At 62.2% G+C, this 22,472-nt stretch carries 18 protein-coding genes; 1 reads left to right on the forward strand and 17 read right to left on the reverse strand.

Features of this window, described 5'->3' with window-relative positions; genetic code table 11:
* Window positions 1–229: 229 nt before the first annotated feature.
* The 17 genes from IF189_RS13025 to IF189_RS13105 form a co-directional block, all read right to left on the reverse strand.
* On the reverse strand, window positions 230–1,012 hold the full coding sequence (locus IF189_RS13025) for an endonuclease/exonuclease/phosphatase family protein (protein WP_134826694.1): 783 nt from the start codon (window positions 1,010–1,012) through the stop codon (window positions 230–232).
* Window positions 1,013–1,099: 87 nt separating this feature from the next.
* Window positions 1,100–1,861 carry a PIG-L deacetylase family protein gene (locus tag IF189_RS13030; RefSeq protein WP_192553461.1) on the reverse strand — a complete coding sequence of 254 codons (762 nt, stop codon included), beginning with the start codon at window positions 1,859–1,861 and terminating at the stop codon, window positions 1,100–1,102.
* A gap of 174 nt (window positions 1,862–2,035) precedes the next feature.
* Complete coding sequence (locus IF189_RS13035) at window positions 2,036–2,695, reverse strand: glycosyltransferase (RefSeq protein ID WP_134826696.1); 660 nt, start codon at window positions 2,693–2,695, stop codon at window positions 2,036–2,038.
* Window positions 2,692–3,291, reverse strand: a complete 600-nt coding sequence (locus tag IF189_RS13040) for an SAM-dependent methyltransferase (protein WP_134826697.1) — start codon at window positions 3,289–3,291, stop codon at window positions 2,692–2,694. The genes IF189_RS13035 and IF189_RS13040 overlap by 4 nt, the downstream gene beginning before the upstream one ends.
* Window positions 3,288–4,046: a PIG-L deacetylase family protein gene (locus tag IF189_RS13045; RefSeq protein WP_134826698.1), complete on the reverse strand. Its 759-nt coding sequence runs from the start codon at window positions 4,044–4,046 to the stop codon at window positions 3,288–3,290. Before IF189_RS13045 ends, IF189_RS13040 begins: the two co-directional genes overlap by 4 nt.
* Complete coding sequence (locus IF189_RS13050; RefSeq protein ID WP_134826699.1) at window positions 4,043–5,041, reverse strand: acyl-CoA dehydrogenase family protein; 999 nt, start codon at window positions 5,039–5,041, stop codon at window positions 4,043–4,045. The genes IF189_RS13045 and IF189_RS13050 overlap by 4 nt, the downstream gene beginning before the upstream one ends.
* A gap of 1 nt (window position 5,042) precedes the next feature.
* A complete protein-coding gene (gene glgX / locus IF189_RS13055; RefSeq protein WP_134826700.1) occupies window positions 5,043–7,202 on the reverse strand; it encodes a glycogen debranching protein GlgX in 2,160 nt (719 codons plus the stop codon).
* Window positions 7,203–7,305: 103 nt separating this feature from the next.
* The gene (locus IF189_RS13060; protein WP_192553462.1) at window positions 7,306–7,626 is read right to left on the reverse strand and encodes a DUF2934 domain-containing protein; all 321 of its coding nucleotides are present in this window, start codon (window positions 7,624–7,626) and stop codon (window positions 7,306–7,308) included.
* A 29-nt stretch (window positions 7,627–7,655) separates the two neighbouring features.
* Window positions 7,656–10,430, reverse strand: coding sequence for a malto-oligosyltrehalose synthase (locus IF189_RS13065; protein WP_192553463.1), 2,775 nt, complete (start codon window positions 10,428–10,430; stop codon window positions 7,656–7,658).
* Window positions 10,427–12,505 carry a 4-alpha-glucanotransferase gene (gene malQ, locus IF189_RS13070; RefSeq protein WP_134826703.1) on the reverse strand — a complete coding sequence of 693 codons (2,079 nt, stop codon included), beginning with the start codon at window positions 12,503–12,505 and terminating at the stop codon, window positions 10,427–10,429. Before malQ ends, IF189_RS13065 begins: the two co-directional genes overlap by 4 nt.
* Window positions 12,502–14,304 (reverse strand): malto-oligosyltrehalose trehalohydrolase, encoded by a 1,803-nt coding sequence (treZ, locus tag IF189_RS13075; RefSeq protein ID WP_192553464.1) that lies wholly within the window; start codon window positions 14,302–14,304, stop codon window positions 12,502–12,504. The genes malQ and treZ overlap by 4 nt, the downstream gene beginning before the upstream one ends.
* Before the next feature lie 18 nt (window positions 14,305–14,322).
* Entirely contained in the window at window positions 14,323–15,909 is a 1,587-nt protein-coding gene (gene glgA / locus IF189_RS13080) for a glycogen synthase GlgA (protein ID WP_192553465.1), read from the reverse strand.
* 528 nt (window positions 15,910–16,437) lie between these two features.
* The gene (locus tag IF189_RS13085; protein ID WP_134826706.1) at window positions 16,438–17,391 is read right to left on the reverse strand and encodes a D-2-hydroxyacid dehydrogenase family protein; all 954 of its coding nucleotides are present in this window, start codon (window positions 17,389–17,391) and stop codon (window positions 16,438–16,440) included.
* A 13-nt stretch (window positions 17,392–17,404) separates the two neighbouring features.
* Window positions 17,405–18,430 carry an alpha/beta fold hydrolase gene (locus tag IF189_RS13090; RefSeq protein WP_114882703.1) on the reverse strand — a complete coding sequence of 342 codons (1,026 nt, stop codon included), beginning with the start codon at window positions 18,428–18,430 and terminating at the stop codon, window positions 17,405–17,407.
* A gap of 85 nt (window positions 18,431–18,515) precedes the next feature.
* Complete coding sequence (locus IF189_RS13095) at window positions 18,516–18,950, reverse strand: YqaA family protein (RefSeq protein ID WP_134826707.1); 435 nt, start codon at window positions 18,948–18,950, stop codon at window positions 18,516–18,518.
* Window positions 18,950–19,396, reverse strand: coding sequence for a DUF411 domain-containing protein (locus IF189_RS13100; protein WP_119426205.1), 447 nt, complete (start codon window positions 19,394–19,396; stop codon window positions 18,950–18,952). The genes IF189_RS13095 and IF189_RS13100 overlap by 1 nt, the downstream gene beginning before the upstream one ends.
* Before the next feature lie 157 nt (window positions 19,397–19,553).
* Complete coding sequence (locus IF189_RS13105; RefSeq protein ID WP_192553466.1) at window positions 19,554–21,545, reverse strand: methyl-accepting chemotaxis protein; 1,992 nt, start codon at window positions 21,543–21,545, stop codon at window positions 19,554–19,556.
* Window positions 21,546–21,920: 375 nt separating this feature from the next.
* Here IF189_RS13105 and IF189_RS13110 point away from each other — a divergent pair, with 375 nt between their 5' ends.
* Window positions 21,921–22,457 (forward strand): hypothetical protein, encoded by a 537-nt coding sequence (locus IF189_RS13110; RefSeq protein WP_134826709.1) that lies wholly within the window; start codon window positions 21,921–21,923, stop codon window positions 22,455–22,457.
* The last annotated feature ends 15 nt before the right edge of the window (window positions 22,458–22,472 follow it).

The following is a 22,472-nucleotide window of genomic DNA, read 5'->3' on the forward strand; positions in this document are numbered from 1 at the left end:
GCGGTATGGCTAAATCAGAGATCACAAGCGTTTGTTTTTCTGCACATATCTAAGTTGTTGTTTGCAGGGGTAAACACGCCTTTAACCGCGAGACAGAGCGTTTGCTTAGCCTGCTATCGGCCTGCCAACTGATGCGATTGCCTCTGTTTCCTGCCAGGCCACGTAGCTCATTACTGTCAATATTGCTACTGCGGTCGGCGCTGGCGTAAACACTCACTGCGCAGTCGAACTACAAATGCACTTCGACCGCCAACGGCAGATGATCCGACAGATGGGTCCAGGGTTTGCTGCCAAGAATCTGCGGGTCATGACTGCTGGCATTGCGCAGGTAGACCCGGTCCAGCCGCAGCAGCGGAAAGCGAGCAGGGTAGGTCTTGGCAGGCCGCCCGTGATGGCGCTCGAACGCTTCGTGCAGGTAGTCGCGACGGGCGAGGGCGAGGTTGCCTTGCATCTGCCAGTCATTGAAGTCCCCGGCGATGATCACCGGCGCATCGTCCGGCAGGGATTCAAGCAACTGGCAGAGCAGCTGCAACTGCAATTGCCGGTGGCTTTCCAGCAGGCTCAGGTGCACGCAGATCGCGTGCACCTCGGCATGCCCCGGCACATCCAGTACACAATGCAGCAGGCCCCGTCGTTCGGGGCCGGTGATCGAGACGTCGAGGTTGCGGAACTCGCGGATCGGGTACTTCGACAGCAGCGCATTGCCGTGGTGGCCGTCGGGGTAGACGGCGTTGCGCCCGTAGGCGAAATCGCTCCACATGCTGTCGGCGAGAAACTCGTATTGCGAGGTTTGCGGCCACTCGTTGTAGCGGTTCGAGTGCCGTTCGTGTTCGCCCACCACTTCCTGAAGAAACACCAGATCGGCGCTGGTGCTGCGTACCGCTTCACGCAGCTCCGGGAGGATGAAACGCCGATTGAGTGCGGTGAAACCCTTGTGTGTATTGACCGTCAACACCCGCAGGCGATGAATGGCGGACACGTCGATGGCATGACGCTTGGGATCGCTGGACACGGTCGCTCCTATGAATCATGACTGCCTCTTCTTGCGACTGATCCGGGCGCGGGCAGTTCACATTGAGTGACTGCCCGCGCCCGCCCATCAGTCAACGAAGACAATTTCATAAGGCAGACGCATGCGCTCCAGAATAGCCTTGGGCAACAGCGGTGCAATGCCGATGGCCGGCTCGCCGTTCAACTGGCTGGCGTAGGCGTGCGTGGCGTGGCTCTTGCGTGCGACGGTCCAGGTGTCGAGGCGCAGTTTGCGGGCGCGGTGCCACGGGATCTGTGCCTGATCACGTTCCGGCCAGTGCCAGGCCCAGACCGGCACATCGTGGTACGTGGCGCCGGCCTGTCGGGCGGCTTTGGCGCTGGCCCGGCCGACCACTTCATGATCGGCGCTGCCGTCCTCGCTCCAGGTGCTGAACACCACGTCACCGGGGCGCAGGTAGCGGGAAATGAATTCCGTCAGCTGGGTTTCCTGATCGAGCAGGGCATTGTCGGTGAAACCGCCGCGCACCCATTTCAGGCTGTGCATCGGCAGGCCCAGACGGCGCAGGGCCTCAACGCTTTCCTGGGGGCGGAACACGCTCAGGCGTTTTTCTGACCACTGGCGGGAGCCGGGGTGACTGGCACTGCCATCGGTGATCGAGAGCAATTGCAGGGGATGGCCGAGGGCCGACAACAGCTGCAGCAGGCCGCCGCAGGTCACCACTTCATCCCCGGGATGGGGCGCAATGACCACCGCACGGGCGCCGGGCGGCACGAGACTGTGGGTGTTGATGACCGGAATATTGTCGAGTTGCGCGGCGCTGTTCCATATTTGCGCCGGCAGGCCGCTTTCGTTGAGAGATAACGGTTTCATGAGGCAGGACGTCCTTGTTGTGTCTGGCCTTCAGTCGCACACGACCACGCGTGATTGACCCCTGAAGACTGGTTGATTACCCGGCAGCGCTCCGAACCCTGGATTGCCGCGATGCAGAGTATTGCTCAAGAAGGACAGTTCGTCGCGTTACAGATCAATCTGCTCCGCTTTTTTTTATTCAGTCTGTGCCAAGTGTCGCAGATAGTCGCCAAAACCACCGCGCGCGCGACTGTCCAGGCGTGCGCTGGTAATGACCTGCGGGCGATGGCTCCAGGCGATGCTGGCGCCGCATCGCTCCAGTTGCCGGACCAGTTGCACATCCTCATCACAGGGCAACGGCTCGAACCCGCCGGCGCGGACGTAGGCTTGCGCACTGACACCCAGATTGGCGCCATGGATGTGCCGGTGACCTTCGCAGGCCTGGTAATCACGGTGATAGCGAATCTGCGCCGCTTCATCGAACGACTCATGCCAGCGTTCGACCGTCACCGTGCCGCACACGGCATCCATGCCCAGCCCCAGTTGTGCCACCAGCCAGTCTTCGGCGACGCGGCTGTCGGCGTCCGAGCAGGAAATCCAGCGTGCACCTCGCTCAAGCAGTTGCTGCGCACCGATGGCCCGTGCCTGGCCGACGTTGCGCGCTTCGATGCTCAAAACCTGCACCGGATACTGGCTGACGATGTGCGCCGAACGATCGGTGCAACTGTCGAGCACCACCAGGATTTCCACCGGCTCACCGGCCAGCATCGGATGCCCGCCAGCCCGCAATGCAGCGTGCAGACAGTCATCGAGCCAGTCTTCTTCGTTGTGGGCTGGAATCAGGATGCCAATCATCGCAAACCCTCCAGTGCGGCCACCGAGCGGGGCTCGCGACTCCAGACTTCGAGCAGGAAATCCGCTTCCTGATGCAGAACCAGTCGCGGCAGGTGCAAGTTCTCATGGATCAGGTCGTGAACCTGACGGGCATTGAGCGGGCAACCTTCGATTGGCGGCCGCCAGTGACAGGCAAGAAATTGCCCGTCTGCCGTCAGTGAATCGCTGATGCGGTGGATGACCTCTGTCAGATCCTGTCGATCGATGTAGTAGCCGATTTCGCTGAAGACGATCAGGTCGAATTTTTCCTCAGGCCAGTCGCCAGGCAGACGTCCGTGACGCACCTCGGTGTGGTCGAACAGGCTCAGTCGGGTACGCGCCAGATTGACCGCAGCGGTAGACGTGTCGCAGCACACCAGTCGATCGCAGCGCTCGGCCAGTGCCGCACTCAGTTCACCGTTGGCGCATCCGGGTTCGAAGATTGCCCGGTAGTGCGGGCGGGGCAGGGCCGCCAGGGTCACGAGGCGCTTGCGCTGCTCGTACCAGCGCTGGCGGAATCCCCAGGGGTCGTTATTGCCCGCGAACAGGCCTTCGAAGTAGCGATTCTCGACACTCACAGGAAGACCACCTCGAACGGTTGCAGCAGTCGATCGATGACATAGGGCGCGAGCACCGGTGGCAGGCCCGCGTCGGGATCGCCTTCCAGCTGGCTGGCAAACGCATGCACCGCATGACGCTTGCGCGCGACCTGCGCCGGGCTGAGCAGAATCTTGCGCGCCCGCTCCCAAGGCACGATGGCGTCTTCCGGGGTTGCCCAGTGCCAGGTCCAGACCGGCAGTTCGTGGCAAATCGCACCGACGCGCCGGGCCGCTTCGATGCTGGCGCGGCCGACGGCTTCGTGGTCGCTGTGGCCGTCCTCGCGCCAGGTGGTGAAGATAACGTCGTCGGGTTGCAGGTAGTGGATCAGGTATTCGCACAGCATTGACTCACGCGCGGCGACTTGCGTGTCGGGGAAGCCGCCGCGCAACCATTGCAACTGGTGCATGGGCAGGCCGAGGCGACGCAGGGCTTCTGCGGATTCCTGCGGGCGCACCACGCTCAGCCGCTCCACCGGCCAGCGATCCGAGCCTGGGTGACTGGCGCTGCCATCCGTGACCGAAATCAGTTGAAGTGTGCGCCCCGCCGCAGCGAGCAACTGCAGCAATCCGCCGCTTCCCAGTACCTCGTCGTCCGGGTGAGGGGCTATCACAACGGCCCTCGATCCCGGCGGAACCAGGTCGAGGATGTCGATGCTGTCCACCGCCGCCAGATGACGTGAACCCTGCCATTCATGCAAGGAGGTTCCCTCGCCGACAATCGGGTTGCGTTTCATAGCGCCCAGCACCCCGGTGGTTGTTGTGCAATCAGTTGGCCCAGTGCCGCCAGATCCCGTTCGGCGTGGCTCTGGCGCAGGTAAACCGGCAGGTCGGCCGCCAGACGGGCAAAGTGCGGATCCTTGCAGAACGGCCCGGCCCCGAGTGCCCGTCCGGTCTCGCGGATGACCTGCTCGGCTGCATCCTCGACCACGGCGCGAACGCGGCGGGCCAGCAGTTCGGCGTCGGCTCCGGGATCGCTGTCGATGTCCAGAGCGCTGACACGCAGCACTTGAGCGGCCGCGTGCAAGGCGCTGTCGACGGCGCCGAGACTGGCCAGAGCGTGAGGCTCTTCATGTCGTGCACACTGCTGGCGCAAGCGCTCGGCGATCTCTTTCGCGGCGCCGTACCAGCACGCGGCGATCCCGATCCCGCCGTGCCAGAAACCCGGACGTTGCAGGTAGTCGCCAGGGTCGCCGATCGCCTGAGCCTCCACATCATCGAACAGCACCTCGACGCTGCCGGTGGTGGCCATGCCGACGGCTTGCCAGCCCTGATCGGTCACGCTCACCCCCGGTTGATCGAGCGCCACGGCCACCAGTTGCTGGCGGTCCTCTTCATCCCACGCCGTGAGCAGGGCATGAGTAAGCACCGCAGCCCCGGAGCACCAGGCCTTGCGCCCGTTCAGTCGCACCAGTTGCCCCGAACGGCTGACCCGGACCCGCGCCTGCGGTGGTTCGGCCGCCCACATGCCCCACGTACTGTCGGGTGTCGGTGTGCCGCCGAGCTGCTCGATGATCGCCAAGGCATCGGTATGACCTTCGTAGAGTTTGCACAAACCCAGATCATGGCCGCCGACTTCGGACAGTCGTTGCCAGCGCTCCAGCGTGCGACCGCTGCCGGGCAACGGCAGACGATCCAGGCCCGCCTCGACCATTTCCCGCAGGCACCGCCCCAGCGCTGCGCTATCCCGGTAGTCCGGCGTGTGACGCGAGAAATAGTCCGAAAGATCCATCTCAGTCTTCCTCGTCGCGTTGCAGCTCGAACAACAGCAGCGAGCGTCCGGTGACCGAATATTGATGGCCGAAATCGAAGCGCTCCTGACCCCGGATCGACGGTTGGTTGGTGTCGACCATGCAGGTCCAGAAACTGCCTTCAGGCACTTCCGGCAGTGTGAAGTTGACGATGTCGTGATGGGCGTTGACCACCAGCAGCAACGTCGCGTCGGCGCCCTTGCGGCGGATGCCGGTTTCCTGGGCGCGGCCGTCGAGCAGCATGCCCAGGCAGCGATTGTGCGCATCGTGCCAGTGCTCGGTGGTCATCTCTGTGGCGTCCGGTGCCAGCCAGGTCACGTCCTTGACCCCGATGTCTTCGTTGTATTCGCCCACCAGAAACCGCCCGCGACGCAGGATCGGATAGGTCAGCCGCAGCTTGATCAGGCGTTTGACGAATTTCAGCAGCGCCTTGCCGTCCTCGCTCAGGTCCCAGTTGACCCAGCCGATCTCGCTGTCCTGGCAATAGGCGTTGTTGTTGCCGTCCTGGGTGCGGGCGAACTCGTCACCGGCCACCAGCATCGGCGTGCCCTGGGCCAGCAGCAGGGTGGCGAAGAAGTTACGCATCTGCCGATGACGCAGCGCATTGATTTCCGGATCGTCGGTGGGGCCTTCTACGCCGTGGTTCCACGACAGGTTGTTGTTGCTGCCGTCCTGATTGTTTTCGTCGTTGGCCTCGTTGTGCTTGTCGTTGTAGGACACCAGATCGTTGAGGGTGAAACCGTCGTGGGCGGTGACGAAGTTCACCGACGAATAAGGGCGTCGGCCACGCTGGTTGAACATCTCGCCGGAAGCGGTCATGCGGCTGGCGAAGTCGGCGAGCTGGCCGTCATCGCCTTTCCAGAACGCACGCACGGTGTCGCGGAACTTGTCGTTCCATTCGACCCAGCCCGGCGGAAAGTTACCGACCTGATAACCACCGGGCCCGCAGTCCCAGGGTTCGGCGATCAGTTTTACCTGACGCAGCACCGGGTCCTGACGGCAGGCGACAAGGAAGCTGTGGCGTTCGTCGAAACCGTCGTGATAGCGCCCGAGGATGGTCGCCAGATCGAAGCGGAAACCGTCGACGTGCATTTCGCTGGCCCAGTAGCGCAACGAGTCGGTGACCATCTGCAACACGCACGGGTGACTCAGATCCAGGGTGTTGCCGGTGCCGGAATCGTTGATGTAGAAGCGCTTGTCGTCCGGCATCAGTCGATAGTACGAGGCGTTGTCGATCCCGCGCATCGACAGGGTCGGGCCTTGTTCGTTGCCTTCGGCGGTGTGGTTGTAGACCACGTCGAGGATCACTTCGAGATTGGCTTCGTGCAGGTGCGCGACCATCTCCTTGAACTCGGCGATCTTGCCGCTGGCCAGGTAACGCGGGTCCGGGGCGAAGAAGGCGATGCTGTTGTAGCCCCAGTAATTGGTCATGCCCTTGTGCAGCAGGTGCTGGTCGTTGACGAAGGCATGGATCGGCAGCAGCTCCACGGTCGACACACCCAATTTGCGGATGTGTTCCAGCACATCGTCGACCATCAGCCCGGCAAACGTGCCGCGCACGTTATCCGGCACGGCGGGGTGACGCATGCTGATCCCGCGCACGTGGGTTTCATAAATGATGGTTTTGTCCCACGGCACGCTGACACGGTGGTCGTTGCCCCAGGTGTGCGCCGGGTCGATGACCTTGCATTTGGGTACGAAGGGCGCGCTGTCGCGCTCATCGAAACTGAGGTCGGCATCCGGGTGGCCGATGGTGTAGCCGAACAGCGCCTCGGACCATTTCAACTGGCCGACCAATTGCTTGGCGTAGGGGTCAATCAGCAGTTTGTTGTGGTTGAATCGGTGGCCGTTGGCCGGATCGTAGGGACCGTAGACCCGGTAGCCATAAATCAGCCCCGGATGGGCGTCGGGCAAATAGCCGTGGAAAATCTCGTCGGTATATTCCGGCAGTTCGATGCGTTCGAGTTCGACTTCGCCGCCATCGTCGAAGATGCACAGTTCGACGCGGGTTGCGTTGGCGGAAAACAGCGCAAAGTTCACCCCCAACCCATCCCAGGTGGCACCGAGCGGAAAGGGCAGACCCTCGCGGATTCGCGTGGGTTCGGCGTGTGCGGCGGGCTCGGCTTTCTTTGGACGGGTCATGATTGCTCCTGCAAATCGGGGTGGGCATTTTTAAAGGGCGAGTGAACCCGTTGTGGCGAGCGAACCCGCCACACGGTCATTCAGTTCAATGGTTGGAAAAGCCTCAGATGGCCGGGGGCTTGCGCGGCGCGCGGGGCTTTTTCTCGGCGGCTTTTTCGCCCGGGGGAATCACTTTGGCAGCGCTGGCTGGCTTGGCTTTTGCCGTTGTGGCTTTGGGCTTGGCCGCCGTTGCCTTGGGGGCAGAGGCCTTGGGGCTCGCCGTTTTGCCAGCGGCCGCCTTCGGCGATTTCTTCGGAGCCAGTGCCTCGGCTTCGGCCAGTTTGCGCGCCATCTCCCAGTGGCGTGATTCCTGACCCTCGGGCTTACCTTCCGATTCCCAGATCTGATAGGCGAATTCGCGGATGCGTTTATCGTCGGTACTCATCGCAATGCTCCTGAACTGAACTCATGCTTCTAGAAGTGTTGGATAAACAGATTGACCGGGAAATCCCCCAGCGCAGCGCTGACTTTCAGCTCCCTGTTTTTTGTGACTGCGGTGCTTGAAAAAAGTCCCTTCAGATTTTCGTCGGAGGCGGCGAACGGTAATTCCACCCGTGTATCGCCCCAGCGCAGCGCATCGACCTGCGGGACGGCACCGTTTTCCAGCAGGATCGCGCAACGGATCGGCACGATGACGATGGCCCGTTTCCCCTCGTGCTCGCGGACAAACGCGAGTACGTTGTGTGCCTGGCTGCCCAGCACCTCCAAGGCCTGGTACGAACCTCGGCGGAACAGCTCGGTGTGCTCGGCGCGCAGGTTCAGTACCTGCGTGAGCAACGCCTGCTTGATGCGCCCGTCGCGCCAGTTCGACAGCAGTTCCGCTACGGGCGCGGGTTTCACGGATTGCTCTCGCAAGTCGTAGTCCACCGGCCGGCGGTTGTCCGGATCCACCAGGCTGAAATCCCAGTACTCGTTGCCCTGATACAGATCCGGCACCCCCGGCACCGTCATGTGCAGCAAGGTTTGCGCCAGACTGTTGAGGGCGCCGGCAGCAGCGATGCTGTTGACGCTTTTGGCCAGCGCCCCGCGCAGCAGTTCACCTTCGGGCGCCAGCAACAGTTGCTCGGTGAATGATTGCGCGGCGTTTTCATAGGTTTCGTTTGGCGCACCCCAACTGCTTTGCAACTTGGCTTCGCGCAGGGCTTTCTGCTGCCATTGCCAGATGCGTCTGGCGTAGTCGGCGAATCCGGCCTGATCGTCGTTGTGCAACTCCAGCGGCCAACTGCCGAGCAACGCTTGATAGAGGATCAATTCGTCCGCTGACGACGGCAACTGGTCGTCATGGCGCAGCGGCCGGGCGAGGGCACGCCACAGCTCGACCTGTTCGGCGTACCAGTGGCTGCGCTCGCTGAGCACGGCCAGCCGCGCACGGGTGTCTTCGCCGCGTTTGTGATCGTGTGTGGCGGTGGCCAGCAGGTTGTCGGGGAATGTCGCCAGACGTTGCTGGTTTGCCGCATGAAAATCGCTGACCGGGGCGCTGAACTGTTCGGTGTTGTAGCCCACGTCATTGCGCGACAGCAGCACCGCCGAGCGATACAGCGCTGTGTCTTCCACGGCTTTGGCGGCGGCCGGCGAGGTGAGTTGCTGAAAGCGTACGCAGGCGTGGCGCAGGATCTTGCGCGAACGCCCACGAGGTTTGCGCCGCCAGGGCTGGCCGCCGAGCCAGCCGGCCACGGACTCGAGCACCGGCCAGTCGCTTTCGCTCAGTGTCTGCCGCGCACCTTCCATGGCCTGCTGGAAAAACACCTCGTCCTGCGCCGAGCGGCCCATCGCGCTGATGTAGGTTCGATAAACCGGGAAGTGCACGATCAACGCCTGCAACACCCGGCGGATCGAGCCGAGCGTGAGGTCGCGGGTCATCAGGTCGTCCCGCGCCACTTGCAGCAACGCCTGTGCAACGCTTTCGCAATCGCTGGCCAGCGAACCGTTGAGAATCTGCTGACGCGCCAGCCGTGCCTCTTCGATAAACGCGGCGGGGCGCTCGGTGCGGCGTTGCCACAAGTCGCCGAGCACATGCTCGCCGGCCGGGTCGTGTTGCAGCAGCGACAGCTGATTCATGAACTCGTAACCGGTGCTGCCATCCACCGCCCAGTCGGTGCGCAGGGTTTCGCCTTCGCCGAGAATCTTCTCGACGTAGATCGGCAAGTGTCGCCCCGGTGCCAGAAAGTCGAGGCGCCGCCGCAGCTTGCGGCAGTAACCCCGTGGGTCGGCGAGGCCGTCGATGTGGTCGATGCGCAAGCCGTCGATCAGGCCTTCTTCGATCAACTGGAAAATCTTGCCGTGGGTCGCTTCGAACACCGCTGGCCGCTCGACCCGTAGACCGCCGAGTTCGTTGATGTCGAAGAAGCGTCGCCAGTTGATGTCGTCCGCTGCGGTGCGCCAACTGGCCAGGCGATAGCTTTGCCGTTCCAGCAGTTGATGCAGGCGCTGGAAGCCGTCTTCAGTCTTCGAGTCGTAGTGCGTCAGGTTGCGCTGGATGGTTTGCAGGATGTGCGGGTCGCTTGCCAGTTGTTGCAGTTCTTCCTTGAGCGGGATCGCCAGCGAGCGGGCGTCGGTCTGGTAGCTGAGGCTGCTGAAGCGATCGGCCAGTGATTTGAGTGCTTCGTTCACCGGCTCGTCGGCTTTCAGCAGTTCGCCGTAATCCCCGGGGCAGATCGGGAAGTGATGCTCGTAATGCTCGACGTGGAAGGTGCCGGCCCCGGCGTTGAACACCAGCGGCAGCGTGCCGTCCTGCAATGCAATGCCGTAATCGCTGCCAAGAAAGGGCAGCAACAACTGGCCTTCCATCAACGGATCGGGCGAGTGCCATTGAATGTCGAAAAACTCGCCATAAGGACTGAGCCGGCCCCATTCCAGCAGGTCGAGCCACCACGGGTTGTCACCACCGCCGACCGCCATATGGTTGGAGACGATGTCGAGGATCAGCCCCATGCCGTGTTCGCGCAGAGCCGCGACCAGCCGGCGCAAGGCTGGTTCGCCACCGAGTTCCGGGTTGACCCGGGTCGGGTCGACCACGTCGTAGCCGTGCATGGAGCCGGCGCGGGCGGCGAGCAGCGGAGAGGCATAAACATGGCTGATACCGAGCCGGACAAAGTACGCCACCAACGGCACTGCCTCATCGAGGGTGAAACCCTTGTGAAACTGCAGACGCACCGTGGCGCGCAAGGTCAGGTTTTGCACTGCACTCATTGGTCACGCTCGGCGGCCTGAAGGCGGGCGCAGGCGAGCAGTTCCAGACGCCGCGCGGCATCGACGCCATCCAGCAATGTGTCACTGGTGCCCGGCAGTCGCCGCGACCAGTTCGGATGGGTGTCGATGGTGCCGGGCAGGTTGGCCTGTTCGTCCAGGCCCAGCGCGTCCTCCAGCGGCAGCAACACCAGCGGCGCGCGGGTGTGGCCAAGGAAACGGACGCTGGCGTCGACCACCTGATCGGCCTCGTGGGATTCCTCGCGAAAGTTCTGCGGATCCTGGCTCAGGGCATTGCGCAAACCGTCGCGCTCACGCTCGCGATAGCGGCGCCAATCGATTTCGCCGTTGGCGTCGATCAGCCCGAGTCGCGCATTCCAGTCGATATCCCGGCCATGCCACCAGCCGTTGAGGGTCGGCAGATCGTGGGTGCTGGTGGTGGCCAAAGCGTTGTCCGGCCAGTCGAGGATCGGCTTGAACCAGGTGTTGTCCTGTTCGAACAACAGCACGCGCATCCCGAGCATGGCCCGGGCGACCAGTTTTTCCCGCAGCCCGTCGGGCACGGTGCCGAGGTCTTCGCCCAGCACGATCGCTTGATGGCGGTGGGATTCGAGGGTCAGCAGACGCAGCAGGTCGTCCACCGGGTAATACAGGTACGCGCCGTCCGCCGGCGCTGCGCCGTTGGGAATCACCCACAGCCGTTGCAGGCCCATGACATGGTCAATACGCAGACCGCCGGCGTGGGCGAAATTGGCGCGCAGCATGTCGATGAACGCCCGAAAGCCATTGCGTACCAGACCTTCCGGGGAGAACGCCGAGATGCCCCAGCCCTGACCGGAACGATTGAGAATGTCCGGTGGCGCACCGACCGTCAGTGACGCCAGCAATTCGTCCTGAAAACTCCAGGCCTGACTGCCGGCACCGTCGGCACCCACCGCCAGATCGGCGATCAGGCCGATGCCCATGCCGGCGCTGCGGGCGGCGTTTTGCGCGCGCTCAAGACAGCGGTGAATCAACCACTGGCAAAACGCGAAGTAGCCGATGCGTTCGGCGTATTCCTCGGCAAACGCACTGAGAGCAGCGCCGCGCGGGTCGTGCCAATGTTCGGGCCATTCGCGCCAGTCGAGGTTTTCGCCACGGGCGGCACGCATTTCCTGGATGGCTTCGAAGCGGCAGTGATTCTCCAGCGCTTCGCCGCCCGCGTCGCGGTAGCTGGAGAAATCCGCCTGCAACGGATGCTCGCCACGGATGAAACCTTCGTACAGCGCTTGCAGGAGTTTTTGCTTGGCGTCGGCGGCGCTGGGCCAGTCGATCAGTTTCAGGTTTTCCAGTTGCTCGAACTGATCGGCCAGCCCGGCAGCGTCGATTGCATCACGCAGGGCGCGCTCGCCGAGAATGGTCCCCGGCGCGGCATACAAGGAATTGAGAAACAGGCGGCTGGACGGTGAATAAGGGCTGTAGCGTCCGGTATCGGCGCTGAACATTGCGTGCAGTGGACTGATCGCCAAAGCGTCGGCCCCGCGTTCGCCGGCGCTGCGGGCCAGCTCCTCTAACGCTTGGGTGTCGCCGAAACCGCCGTCGCCGGGGCGGCGCAGGCTGTAAAGCTGCACGCTCAGACCCCAGGCGCGGGGAATCGGGCTGCCCACGGCATCACCCACGCTGTAGCAACGCTCGGGGGCTACGGCCAGGGTGAAATGTTGATCGGCGATATGGACTTGCTGATACCCGACCGGAATTTCACCGGGCAGCACCGCATCGGCATCGAGTTTGAGCGACAGCCGCGTGCCGTCCTCCAGATGAATCTCACAGGGGCTTCCGGGTTCGAAGTAACGTGCCAGATCCAGGCCCAAGCCGACATCGGCGGTCAGCAGCGGCGGCAATTGGCGGTCCTGTTGCACTTGTTGCAGTTCCAGCAGGCTGGCGTCGATTTCCTGGGCCGAGCCGGCCGGGTGACCGAGCCCGGTGAGGACATTGCGCAGCACCGCCGGGGCGACTTTTTGCTGACGGCCATTGGCGTCGATCCAGTCGACCGCAAGACCGGCTCGGCTGGCGAGAATTTCCAGTTGCGCATCGCTCATAGGCGCTCTCCATCCAGGGGTGGCAAAGGGGTTGCGGCCGTGAGGCTGACGAGCGCGCAATACGGGGGCAGTTGCCCTTCATCCGTCAGGCCGGTAGCGGGTGGCTGACGGAACAGCCACACCGATTCGGCCTGTGGTGGGTTGACCACCGGGCTGTCGCCGAGGTTCAGGTCGATTCGCAGCTCGCTGCCATTCCCCAGACGCCAGCGCGCGCTGACGGCGCCAGGCCCCAGCACTTGAGCGCCGAGCGCCTGGGTACCGGGCAAATGCGCAATGATGTGTTGGTGGCGCAACTGCAACAGCTGTCGATACAGCGCCAGGGTGGCCTGCTGTTTCGGCGTGCCGCTGCCGATCAGTCGCGGTTGCGAGGCGTGGAACGTCTGCTCGGCGTTGGGGTCGGGAATCTGCTCGCGGCGCTGTGGATCGGCAAACGCACTGAACGCGGCGAACTCGTTGCGCCGACCTTCGCGCACCAATTTGGCGAGTTCGCCGTGGTGGCTGGTGAAAAACTGGAACGGTTGCTCGGCGGCGTGCTCGTCGCCCATGAACATCAACGGAATCATCGGTGACAACAGCAACAACACGGTGGCGGCTTGCAGGGCACGGGGATCGGCCAGTTGATGCAGGCGTTCGCCGAAGGCGCGGTTGCCGATCTGGTCGTGGTTCTGCAGGAACAGCACGAATGCGGTGGATGGCAGATGTTCGCTTGGCTCGCCACGGGGCGTGCCGTGGCGGGTCAGATGGCCCTGAAACACAAAACCCTGGCTCAGGCAGCGGGCCAGTTGTTCGGTGGGATGTTCGGCATAGTCGGCGTAATACGCATCGGTTTCGCCGGTCAGCAGCACGTGCAGGGCATTGTGGCCGTCGTCGTTCCACTGGGCATCGTAGGCGTCTTCCAGCAGGCTGGCCTGATTGTGTTCGTTCTCCACGGTCAGCCAGACATGCCGCGCAGGGTCGATCTGCTGGCGGATGCGCTGCGCCAGTTCTTGCAGGAAATCCGGGTCTTCGATGGCATGCACCGCGTCCAGGCGCAGGCCGTCGAAACGGTATTCCAGCAGCCACATCAACGCATTTTCGACGAAGAAGTCCCGCACTTCGCGGCGACGGAAATCGATGGCCGCGCCCCAGGGCGTGTGTTTGTCTTCGCGAAAAAAGCCCTTGGCGTAGCGATGCAGATAGTTGCCGTCGGGGCCGAAGTGGTTGTAGACCACATCGAGAATCACCGCCAGGCCATAACCGTGAGCACTGTCGATCAGGTGTTTGAGCTGTTCCGGCGTGCCATAGGAAGCTTGCGGCGCGAAGTGCAGCACGCCGTCGTAACCCCAGTTGCGAGCGCCGGGAAACTGCGCGATCGGCATCAGTTCGATGGCGGTGATGCCCAGCCCGGCCAGTCGCGCCAGATGTTGTTCGACTTCGGCAAAACCGCCGAGAGCGCCGACGTGCAGTTCGTAGATCACCGCTTCGTTCCATGGCCGGCCTTGCCATGTACTGTGCCGCCAGTGATAGGCGTGCGGATCGACCACCACGCTGTGACGGTCGAGGCCGCCGTCCTGCGCCCTGGAGGCCGGGTCGGGCACCTCCAGTTCGCCGTCGATGTTATAGCGGTAGCGACGACCGGCGGGGCAGTGACTTTTGATCACGAACCAGCCATCGCCCTGCGGCAGCATCGGCAGGGACTGGCCATTGTCCAGCTCGACGCTGACGTAAAACGCATCAGGCGCCCACAACGCGAATTGCGTGTGGTCGGCATCCAGCATGATCGCGCCGTGGGGCCAGGTTTCAGGGGACCGTGACGGCATCGTTGAAAACCTCCCTGGTTATTTGTGGTGCGTTTTACCCAGCGCCTTGGCCACCAGTTGTTCGTAGAGTTCGGCGTAGGGTTCGACGGCCTGGCACCAGTTGAACGGTGCCGCCATCGCCCGGCAACGCATGGCGTGCAGCAGGTCCGGAAAGGCAAACACCTTGAAGGCGCGGCTCAAGGCTTCGCGGTAGCTGTCCGCCGTGGACTCGTTGAACAGGAACCCGGTGACGCCGTTTTCGATGGTGTCGGCCAGCCCGCCGGTGTTGCGCGCCACCGGCAGCGAGCCGAAACGCTGGGCGTACATCTGGCTCAATCCACAAGGTTCGTAACGCGAAGGCATCAGCAGGAAATCGCTGCCGGCGAACATCCGCCGGGCGTCGGTTTCATTGAAGCCGATGCGCACGCCGATTTGGCCGGGGAAGCGCAGGGCCAGTTCGCGCATGGCCTGTTCTTCTTCGGGTTCGCCGCGACCGATGATGGCGATCTGGCCACCGTTCTGCACGATGTACTCGGAGACCGCTTCGGTCAGGTCCAGGCCTTTTTGATAGACCAGTCGCGACACCACGGCAAACAGCGGGCCTTCGGAGTCTTTCAAACCGAACAGTTCGCGCACATGGGCGGCGTTGATCGCTTTGCCTTCCCAGTCGCCGATGGCAAACGGCGCGAACAGGTGCGGGTCGGTGGCGGCGTCCCAGCTCTCGTCGATGCCGTTGGGGATGCCGCTGAGCAAGCCTTGCTGGGTCTTGGCGGCGAGAAAACCGTCGAGACCGCAGCCGAAATCCGGGGTGGTGATTTCCTGCGCGTAGGTGGCGCTGACCGTGGTGATGTGGCTCGAATAGGCCATGCCGGCCTTGAGGAACGACATCTTGCCGTAGAACTCCATGCCTTCCTGTTGCAGGGCATGGGCGGGAATTCCGAGTTCCGGGCACGAACCAAGGCTGGTCACGCCTTGATAGGCGAGGTTGTGAATGGTGAACAGGGTCGGCGTGCGTTGCCCGCGCCAGTGCATGTAGGCAGGTGCCAGCCCGGCCGGCCAGTCGTGGGCGTGCACCAGATCCGGGCACCAGTGGATCTGGGCGAGGTTGGCGGCGATATCGGCGGCGGCCAGACCCAGGCGGGCGAAACGGATGTGGTTGTCCGGCCAGTCACGACCGTTGTTGGCACCGTAAGGGCCGCCGTCGCGGGCGTAGAGTTCAGGGCAGATCAACACATAAATGACCAGACCGTCAGGCATGTCCATGCGCCCGATCTTGCAGGGAGGCAGCGCGGCATGGCCGCCCAGTTCACCGATGATATGGATCGGATTTTCGCTGTTCATCACTTGCGGGTAACCGGGGATCAGCACCCGGACATCATGCAGATGCGCCATCGCGCGGGGCAGGGCGGCAGAAACGTCACCAAGACCGCCGGTCTTCACCAGATCGGCGATTTCCGAGGTCACGAACAACACTTTCTTCTTGTTGGGATTCTGACTGGCTACCGGTGCCAGCGTCCTGGTGCCCGGGACGTTGATCGACCGGCTGCCGGGAACGCTAGCGTTGCTCGACTCGCCGACCGGCTGGTGAGCGCGCTCTCCCTGAATATCCAATGCCGCACTGATCATATGAATCTCCCGTTTTGTTGATCTGATTCTTGTCTTGAACAAGCGATGTCCATGGCCAAATCCTGTGGCCGGGCGCAAACGCGCCACGCATCGGTGAGCAAACGCTACCCAACACGCGCAAGCAGAATGGGTGAAGAGGCCGTTGCAAGGAATGAACCAGTCGCTTTGGCCCTGTCTTTCAGATGACCCGTCGCGATCAGCAAAAGTTTCGACAAAATTTCCCTGTTGTGACCGGTCGGTTTCGCCTCGCGAAAACCAGTCTAGGCCAGATCCTAGAGCGGGCCAGGGCAATCGGACGAATTGTTCGACAATGTGTTGCAGGGCCGCGGAAACCGTGGCTTTGAGCGGGGCATCGCACCGACGAAGTGCATGTTTGAAGGGGCGGACGGTGCAAAACGGTGACCGGTCGGTCACGTTTTCGGGCGCAAGGATCGTGCGGATGCACTGTTGCGGTGCGGACAGTTGTGGTGGGAGGCGGGCAGCGGGTGCTGCTTCACGGGCATCGGATGTCCGTGAAGCAGGCGTGGGTCAATTGAGCAGGCGTATCGGTTCTCCCGTCGACCAGGCCTGAATGTCCTCGATCATCTGCGAAAAGAATTGTTCGTAGTTCTGTCGGCTGACATACCCGACATGAGGCGTGGCCAGCACATTGTCCAGCGTGCGAAACGGGTGCAGCGCCGGCAGCGGTTCTTCATCAAACACATCCAGCGCCGCACCACCGATGCGCTGTTTCTGCAAAGCCTTGATCAGCGCCGCTTCGTCGACAATCGGCCCGCGCGCCGTGTTGACCAGCAGGGCGGTGGGTTTCATCCAGTCCAGCGCCTGGGCATCGACCAATCCACGGCTGCGGTCGCTGAGCACCAGGTGCACCGACAGCACATCGGCCTGTTCGAACAATTGCTGCTTGCTGACATAGGTGACACTGGCCTGTCCGGCGCGCTCGGCGGTAAGGTTTTCACTCCACGCAATGACGCGCATGCCGAATACCTGACCGAATTGCGCGACCCGTTGGCCGATGCTGCCGAGCCCGAGAATGCCAAGGGTCTTGCCATGCAGGTCGCCGCCAAGGCCTTGCTGCCACTGGCCGGCGCGCAAGGCGTTGGCTTCGCTCACCAGATTGCGGGTGGCGGCCATGATCAGCGCCCAGGTCAGTTCCGGTGCGGCATGTTTGTAGCTGTCGGTGCCGCAGACCTTGATCCCGAGGCGGGCGGCGGCGGGCATGTCCAGCGCTGCGTTGCGCATGCCGCCAGTGACCAGCAATTTGAGGTTCGGCAACCGCTTGAGCAAGTCTTCATCGAAGCGCGTGCGTTCGCGCATCACGCAAATCACCTCGAACCGGCCCAGTCGTTCGGCCAGCGTGGCGTTGTCCGCCGGGTATTCATGGACGAAGGTCACTTCGCCTAGATTATTCAGCACCGACCAGTCGACCACGTTTCGCGCCACGTCCTGCCAGTCATCGATCACTGCAATCTGCACCGCCATCAGCCTTGACTCCTCAACGAACGGGATTGGTTTTGTTCAGCCAGCCGAGCAGCGCCTGATGGAACTGCGCCGGTTCTTCCATCTGCGGGGCATGGCCCAGGCCGGGGAATTCCACCAGTGTGGATTGCGGAATCAGCTTGGCGACCTGCTTGCCCAGCACCTCGTAGTGACCGATTTTCGCTTTCACTTCTGGCGGCGCAATGTCCTTGCCGATGGCCGTGGTGTCGGACGTGCCGATCAGCAACAGGGTCGGCATCTTCAGGTCCTTGAACTCGTAGTACACCGGCTGGGTGAAGATCATGTCGTAGATCAGCGCCGAGTTCCATGCGACCTGAGTCTTGCCTGGGCCATTGCTCAGGCCGGCGAGCATGTCCACCCAGCGGTCGAATTCAGGTTTCCAGCGGCCGTCGTAATAGGTGCTGCGCTCGTAGTCGCGGATACCCTGGGCGGTGACTTTCAGTTCGCGCTGATACCACTGGTCAACGCTGCGATACGGCACGCCGAGGGCTTTCCAGTCTTCCAGGCCGATCGGATTGACCAGTGCCAGTTGCTCGACCTGATCCGGGTATTGCAGGGCGTAGCGTGTGGCCAGCATGCCGCCGGTGGAATGACCGAGCAGGGTGGCTTTCTGGATGCCCAGCGCCTTGAGCAATTGCTGGGTGTTGGCCGCCAGTTGCTGGAACGTGTACTGGTAATGATCGGGTTTGCTGGAGGTACAGAAACCGATCTGATCCGGGGCGACGACCCGGTAACCGGCCTCGCTCAGGGCCTGGATCGAACTGTCCCAAGTCGCGCCGCAAAAATTCTTGCCGTGCATCAGCACCACGGTGCGCCCGTTGGCCTTGCCATGGGCGGCGACGTCCATGTAACCCATCTGCAGAGACTGGCCCTGGGACTGAAAGGCAAAGTGCTTGAGGGTGTAGGGATAATCGAAACCCTGCAGTTCCGGGCCGTATTGCGGGCCTTCGGCGTGAGCCAGCAGGGGCAGGGCAGCGGTCAACAGCAGGCCGGGCAGCCAGCGGGTCAGCGACACAGACATGGGACAACTCCACAGGAAATCGGCCGATGCTGGAACGGCCGGATTAGGGCGACGTTAAACACAGGCAATGCCGGCGCCCGATCGTTCAACCGAGCCAGCCCAGGGTGAGCATGGCCAGCACGCCGTAACGGGCGCCTTTGGCGAGGGTGACGATCAACAGGAATCGCCCGAGCGGTTCGCGCATGACCCCGGCAATCAGCGTCAGTGGATCACCGATGACCGGCAGCCAGCTGAGCAGCAGCGACCAATGCCCATAACGCTGATAGTGAGCGCGGGCGCGGTCCATGTGCTTGGGGCTGACCGGAAACCAGCGCCGATCCTGAAACCGCTCCAGTCCGCGTCCCAGCCACCAGTTCACCAGCGAGCCAAGGACGTTGCCCAGCGTCGCCACCGCCAGCAGCCCCCACAGCCAATAACGATCGCTGACCAGCAACCCGACCAGCACCGCCTCCGATTGCAGCGGCAACAGCGTCGCCGCGCCAAACGCGGCCAGGAACAGCCCGAGATAACCCGCCGTCATCAATGGGCCGGGTAATCCGCCACCACCACATCGGCACCGTCCTTCTTGAGGCCGATCACTTGATAGGCATCGCTCATGCCATCCATTTCCATGCCCGGCGAGCCCATCGGCATGCCCGGAGCAGCCACGCCAAGCAGATCGTCACGCTTGCTCAGCGCCAGCACCTGTTCAGCAGGCACATGGCCTTCGACGAATTTGCCGTTGATGATTGCGGTGTGGCAAGACGCCAGACGAGGTGGCACACCGTGTTGTTGCTTGAAGCTGCTCATGTCGCTTTCGACGTGATCTTCGACCTTGAAGCCGTTGGCTTCCAGATGGCTGATCCACTTTTTGCAGCAACCGCAGTTCGCGTCGCGATGGACTTCGATCGGAATGAGGTCGGCGGCTTGCGCCAGGGAGGAAAGGAGCAGGGCGCTCAGGGCGGCCAGACGCAGAGGGTTTTTCATGCAGGGTTCTCGACTCGGGTGACGGTCAAAAAGAACGCATTTTGACCGGTTTTTCCGACCGGGCATCAACGGAGTGTTTCCAGTTGATACAAGGCAGGCCGCCAGCATGATCGTAGATCAAAGCTGACAGCCGCCTGAGTGCGAGATGACAAGTTCGTCAGCTGACCTTGAACCGACCCATGATTGCGCTCACCCGACCGTTGGCCTCCAGGAGCTGGCGGGTATTGGTTTCACTGGCCTGACCGCTTTGTACCAGCTCATCCACCATGTGGCGGATCTGCACCATGCTGCGGTTGATCTCCTCGGTGACGGCGCTCTGCTGTTCAGCGGCGGTGGCGATCTGGGCGCTGAGGCTGTTGATATGGCTGACGGAACCGGCCATGTCATCGAGTCCGGTGGTAACGCGTGCGGTGGCATCGGCAGCCGACTGGCAACTGGCCTGAGTGTTCTCCATGGCGCTGACCGAGGAACTCACGCCCTGAGTCAGGCGGGTCAGCATTTCGTTGATTTCCGAGGTGCTGGCCTGGGTCCGGGCGGCGAGGGCGCGTACTTCGTCGGCCACCACCGCGAAACCGCGACCCTGTTCACCGGCCCGGGCGGCTTCGATGGCGGCGTTCAGTGCCAGTAGGTTGGTCTGGCCGGCGATGGCGCCGATCACACCGAGGATTTCGGTAATGCGCTGGGCGTCCTGCTGCATGTTTTCGACTTTGTGGGTGGCGCTGGCCACTTCATCAATCAGCGCCACGACGCTGCTGGTGGCTTCGCCCACCACGACCCGAGAACGGTCGGCGTTTTCGTTGGCACGCTGGGTAAACGCAGCGGTTTCGGCAGCGTTCTGCGCAACGCTTTCGGCGGTCGAACTCATCTCGTTGATGGCAGTGACGGTCTGGTCGGTTTCCGAGGCATGGCGCAGCAGGATCTGGCTGGTATGTGCCGAGGTGCGTTGCAGGTTGTCGAGGCTGGAAGCCATGGCGCCGGTGGCCTGGGTGACTTCGCCGATCATGTTCTGCAGGTAGGCGATGAAGGTGTTGACCGAATGACCGATCGCGCCGAGCTCGTCTTCGGCGCGGATGGTGATGCGGCGGGTCAGGTCGGCGTCGCCGCTGGACAGCGAATCGATGTTGGCCTTGAGCGCTTTCATGCGCGCAACCAGTTGGCGAATCGCGTAGACCTGCAGCAGCACCAGCAGGATTACCAGCGGAATCTGCAACAGGCTCAGGCTGCTGAGTACGTCGTCACGTTGTGCGGTAAGCATTTTGGTCGGCAGGGCGGTGGCGAGGAACCATGGCGTGCCTTCGATCGGGCGCATGAAGAAAGTGCTGGCTACGCCGTTGTTGTCGAATTCGACACGCTGGGCCTGATCACGTTGTTGCAGCCCAGCCTTTACTTGGCTGGCGAATGGCGAACCGGCGGCCAGCTCGCTGATGTTTTTCAGCACGATCGGGCCGTTGATGCGCGAGCTGTTGCTGATGATCTTGCCGTCGGCCTCGACGATCAGCATTTCGGCGTTGAGGTCTTTTTCCTTGCGGGCCACCAGGTCGTTGAAGAAGCCCAGGGTCACGTCGATGGTCGATACGCCCCAGGCGCTGCCGTTTTTCTGGATGGCCATGGCGCAGTTGGTGCGCGGTTCGGCGCTCGCATCATCTTTATAGGCAGCGGCCCAGGCGCATTGGCCGCGCGGGGTCTGCATACCGCCCTTGTACCAGCTCTGGTCGTAGTAGTTGGGTGCCGCGTCGCTGTTCCAGAAAGTATTCACGGCGAGCTTGCCGGAGCTGTCGCGGTGCCAGAACGTGCTGAACTTGTTGCGACCCGCCTCACGCTGGCCGGGCAGCGGCCAGATACCGCCGCCGAACACCTTCAGTTCACCGTACTGATCCACCAGCCCAGGCAGCACTGTATCGATGGCGGCGCTGTCGAGTAGCGGGATGGTCTGGGTGATGCTGCGCTGCTGGGATTGAACCTTGTTCAGTTCGCCCTGGATCTGTTCGGCGACTTCGGCGATGCGGTTGAGCACCACTTGCTCTTCGGTATGCCGCAGCTTGGGGGCGACGAGTTGGCTGATACCCACCACGGTCAGGACCGACAGCAACAGGATGAACAGAACCAGAAACAGCGTATAGCGAGCCTGAATGGTACGGAATGCGGGCATGGAGACCGGTCCTTCGTTTCTTGTTAGGGGCGAGGAGTAAAGCAGTAGGGGGATCCCTTACATATCGTCGCTGCGGGAGGAAGCTTTAGGTACTCACGTACTAAAAAGTGCTGAAGCGAAAATCGGCAAGTAACAGACCCGACACATTCAAACTAACCAGCCCGTTCGTTAGAGTAAAAATTCGATTTATAACGGGCTGTATAAATGCCTGAAGGCCCATGGCAGCGGTACTTCTGTGTGTTTGTATCGAGAATGTACGAAATTTGTAAAAAAGTGAAAAACAGATTGGTGCCATCGGTTTGCCGGCCGATACTCCGGGCAATTCAAGACGTTTCACAAGGATATTTTCATGTTCTTTCCGCAAGGAGCACGCTCATGACCGTTGGTTATACCGGCGCCTGGCAGCCCAAGGCAGGTTTGTTGGTCCGCGATAATTCGCCATCGAGCAAACCGGTTTCGCAAAGTGTGAAGGTCAAGCAGATGCTGGCGAAAGTCGGCAACGATCCGACCGTACTCAACACCCGGGAGATGGATAAGCAGGGGATCCACAAGAGCGTCAAGGGTTTCGACCCGGAAAACGTGACACCCAAGCAACTGGGTAAACTGACTGACTTCCTGCGCAGTCGGGGACTCATTACGGATATCACGGCGATGACATTGCTCAATGCCGGTGACAAGTTCGATCGTTTCGGCATTCAGAAAGACCCGGACACCAAGTTCAACGCGCTGGAGTATTTCGCCACGCAACTGGACACGATCCAGAACAACAATCTGAAGGGCAACAAGTACGCCAACGGGCTGATTCCCGAGTACAAGAAAGCCATTTACGTGCTGCAAAGCCTGAAGGTCTATGGACAGGGTGGCGACCGTCCGCCACCGCCGACCGACAAAGGTGTCAGCGCCAAGGCATGACCCTGCAGCGACAAG

It is taken from the genome of Pseudomonas sp. IzPS59, from assembly GCF_014863505.1.
GTDB lineage: Bacteria > Pseudomonadota > Gammaproteobacteria > Pseudomonadales > Pseudomonadaceae > Aquipseudomonas > Aquipseudomonas kribbensis.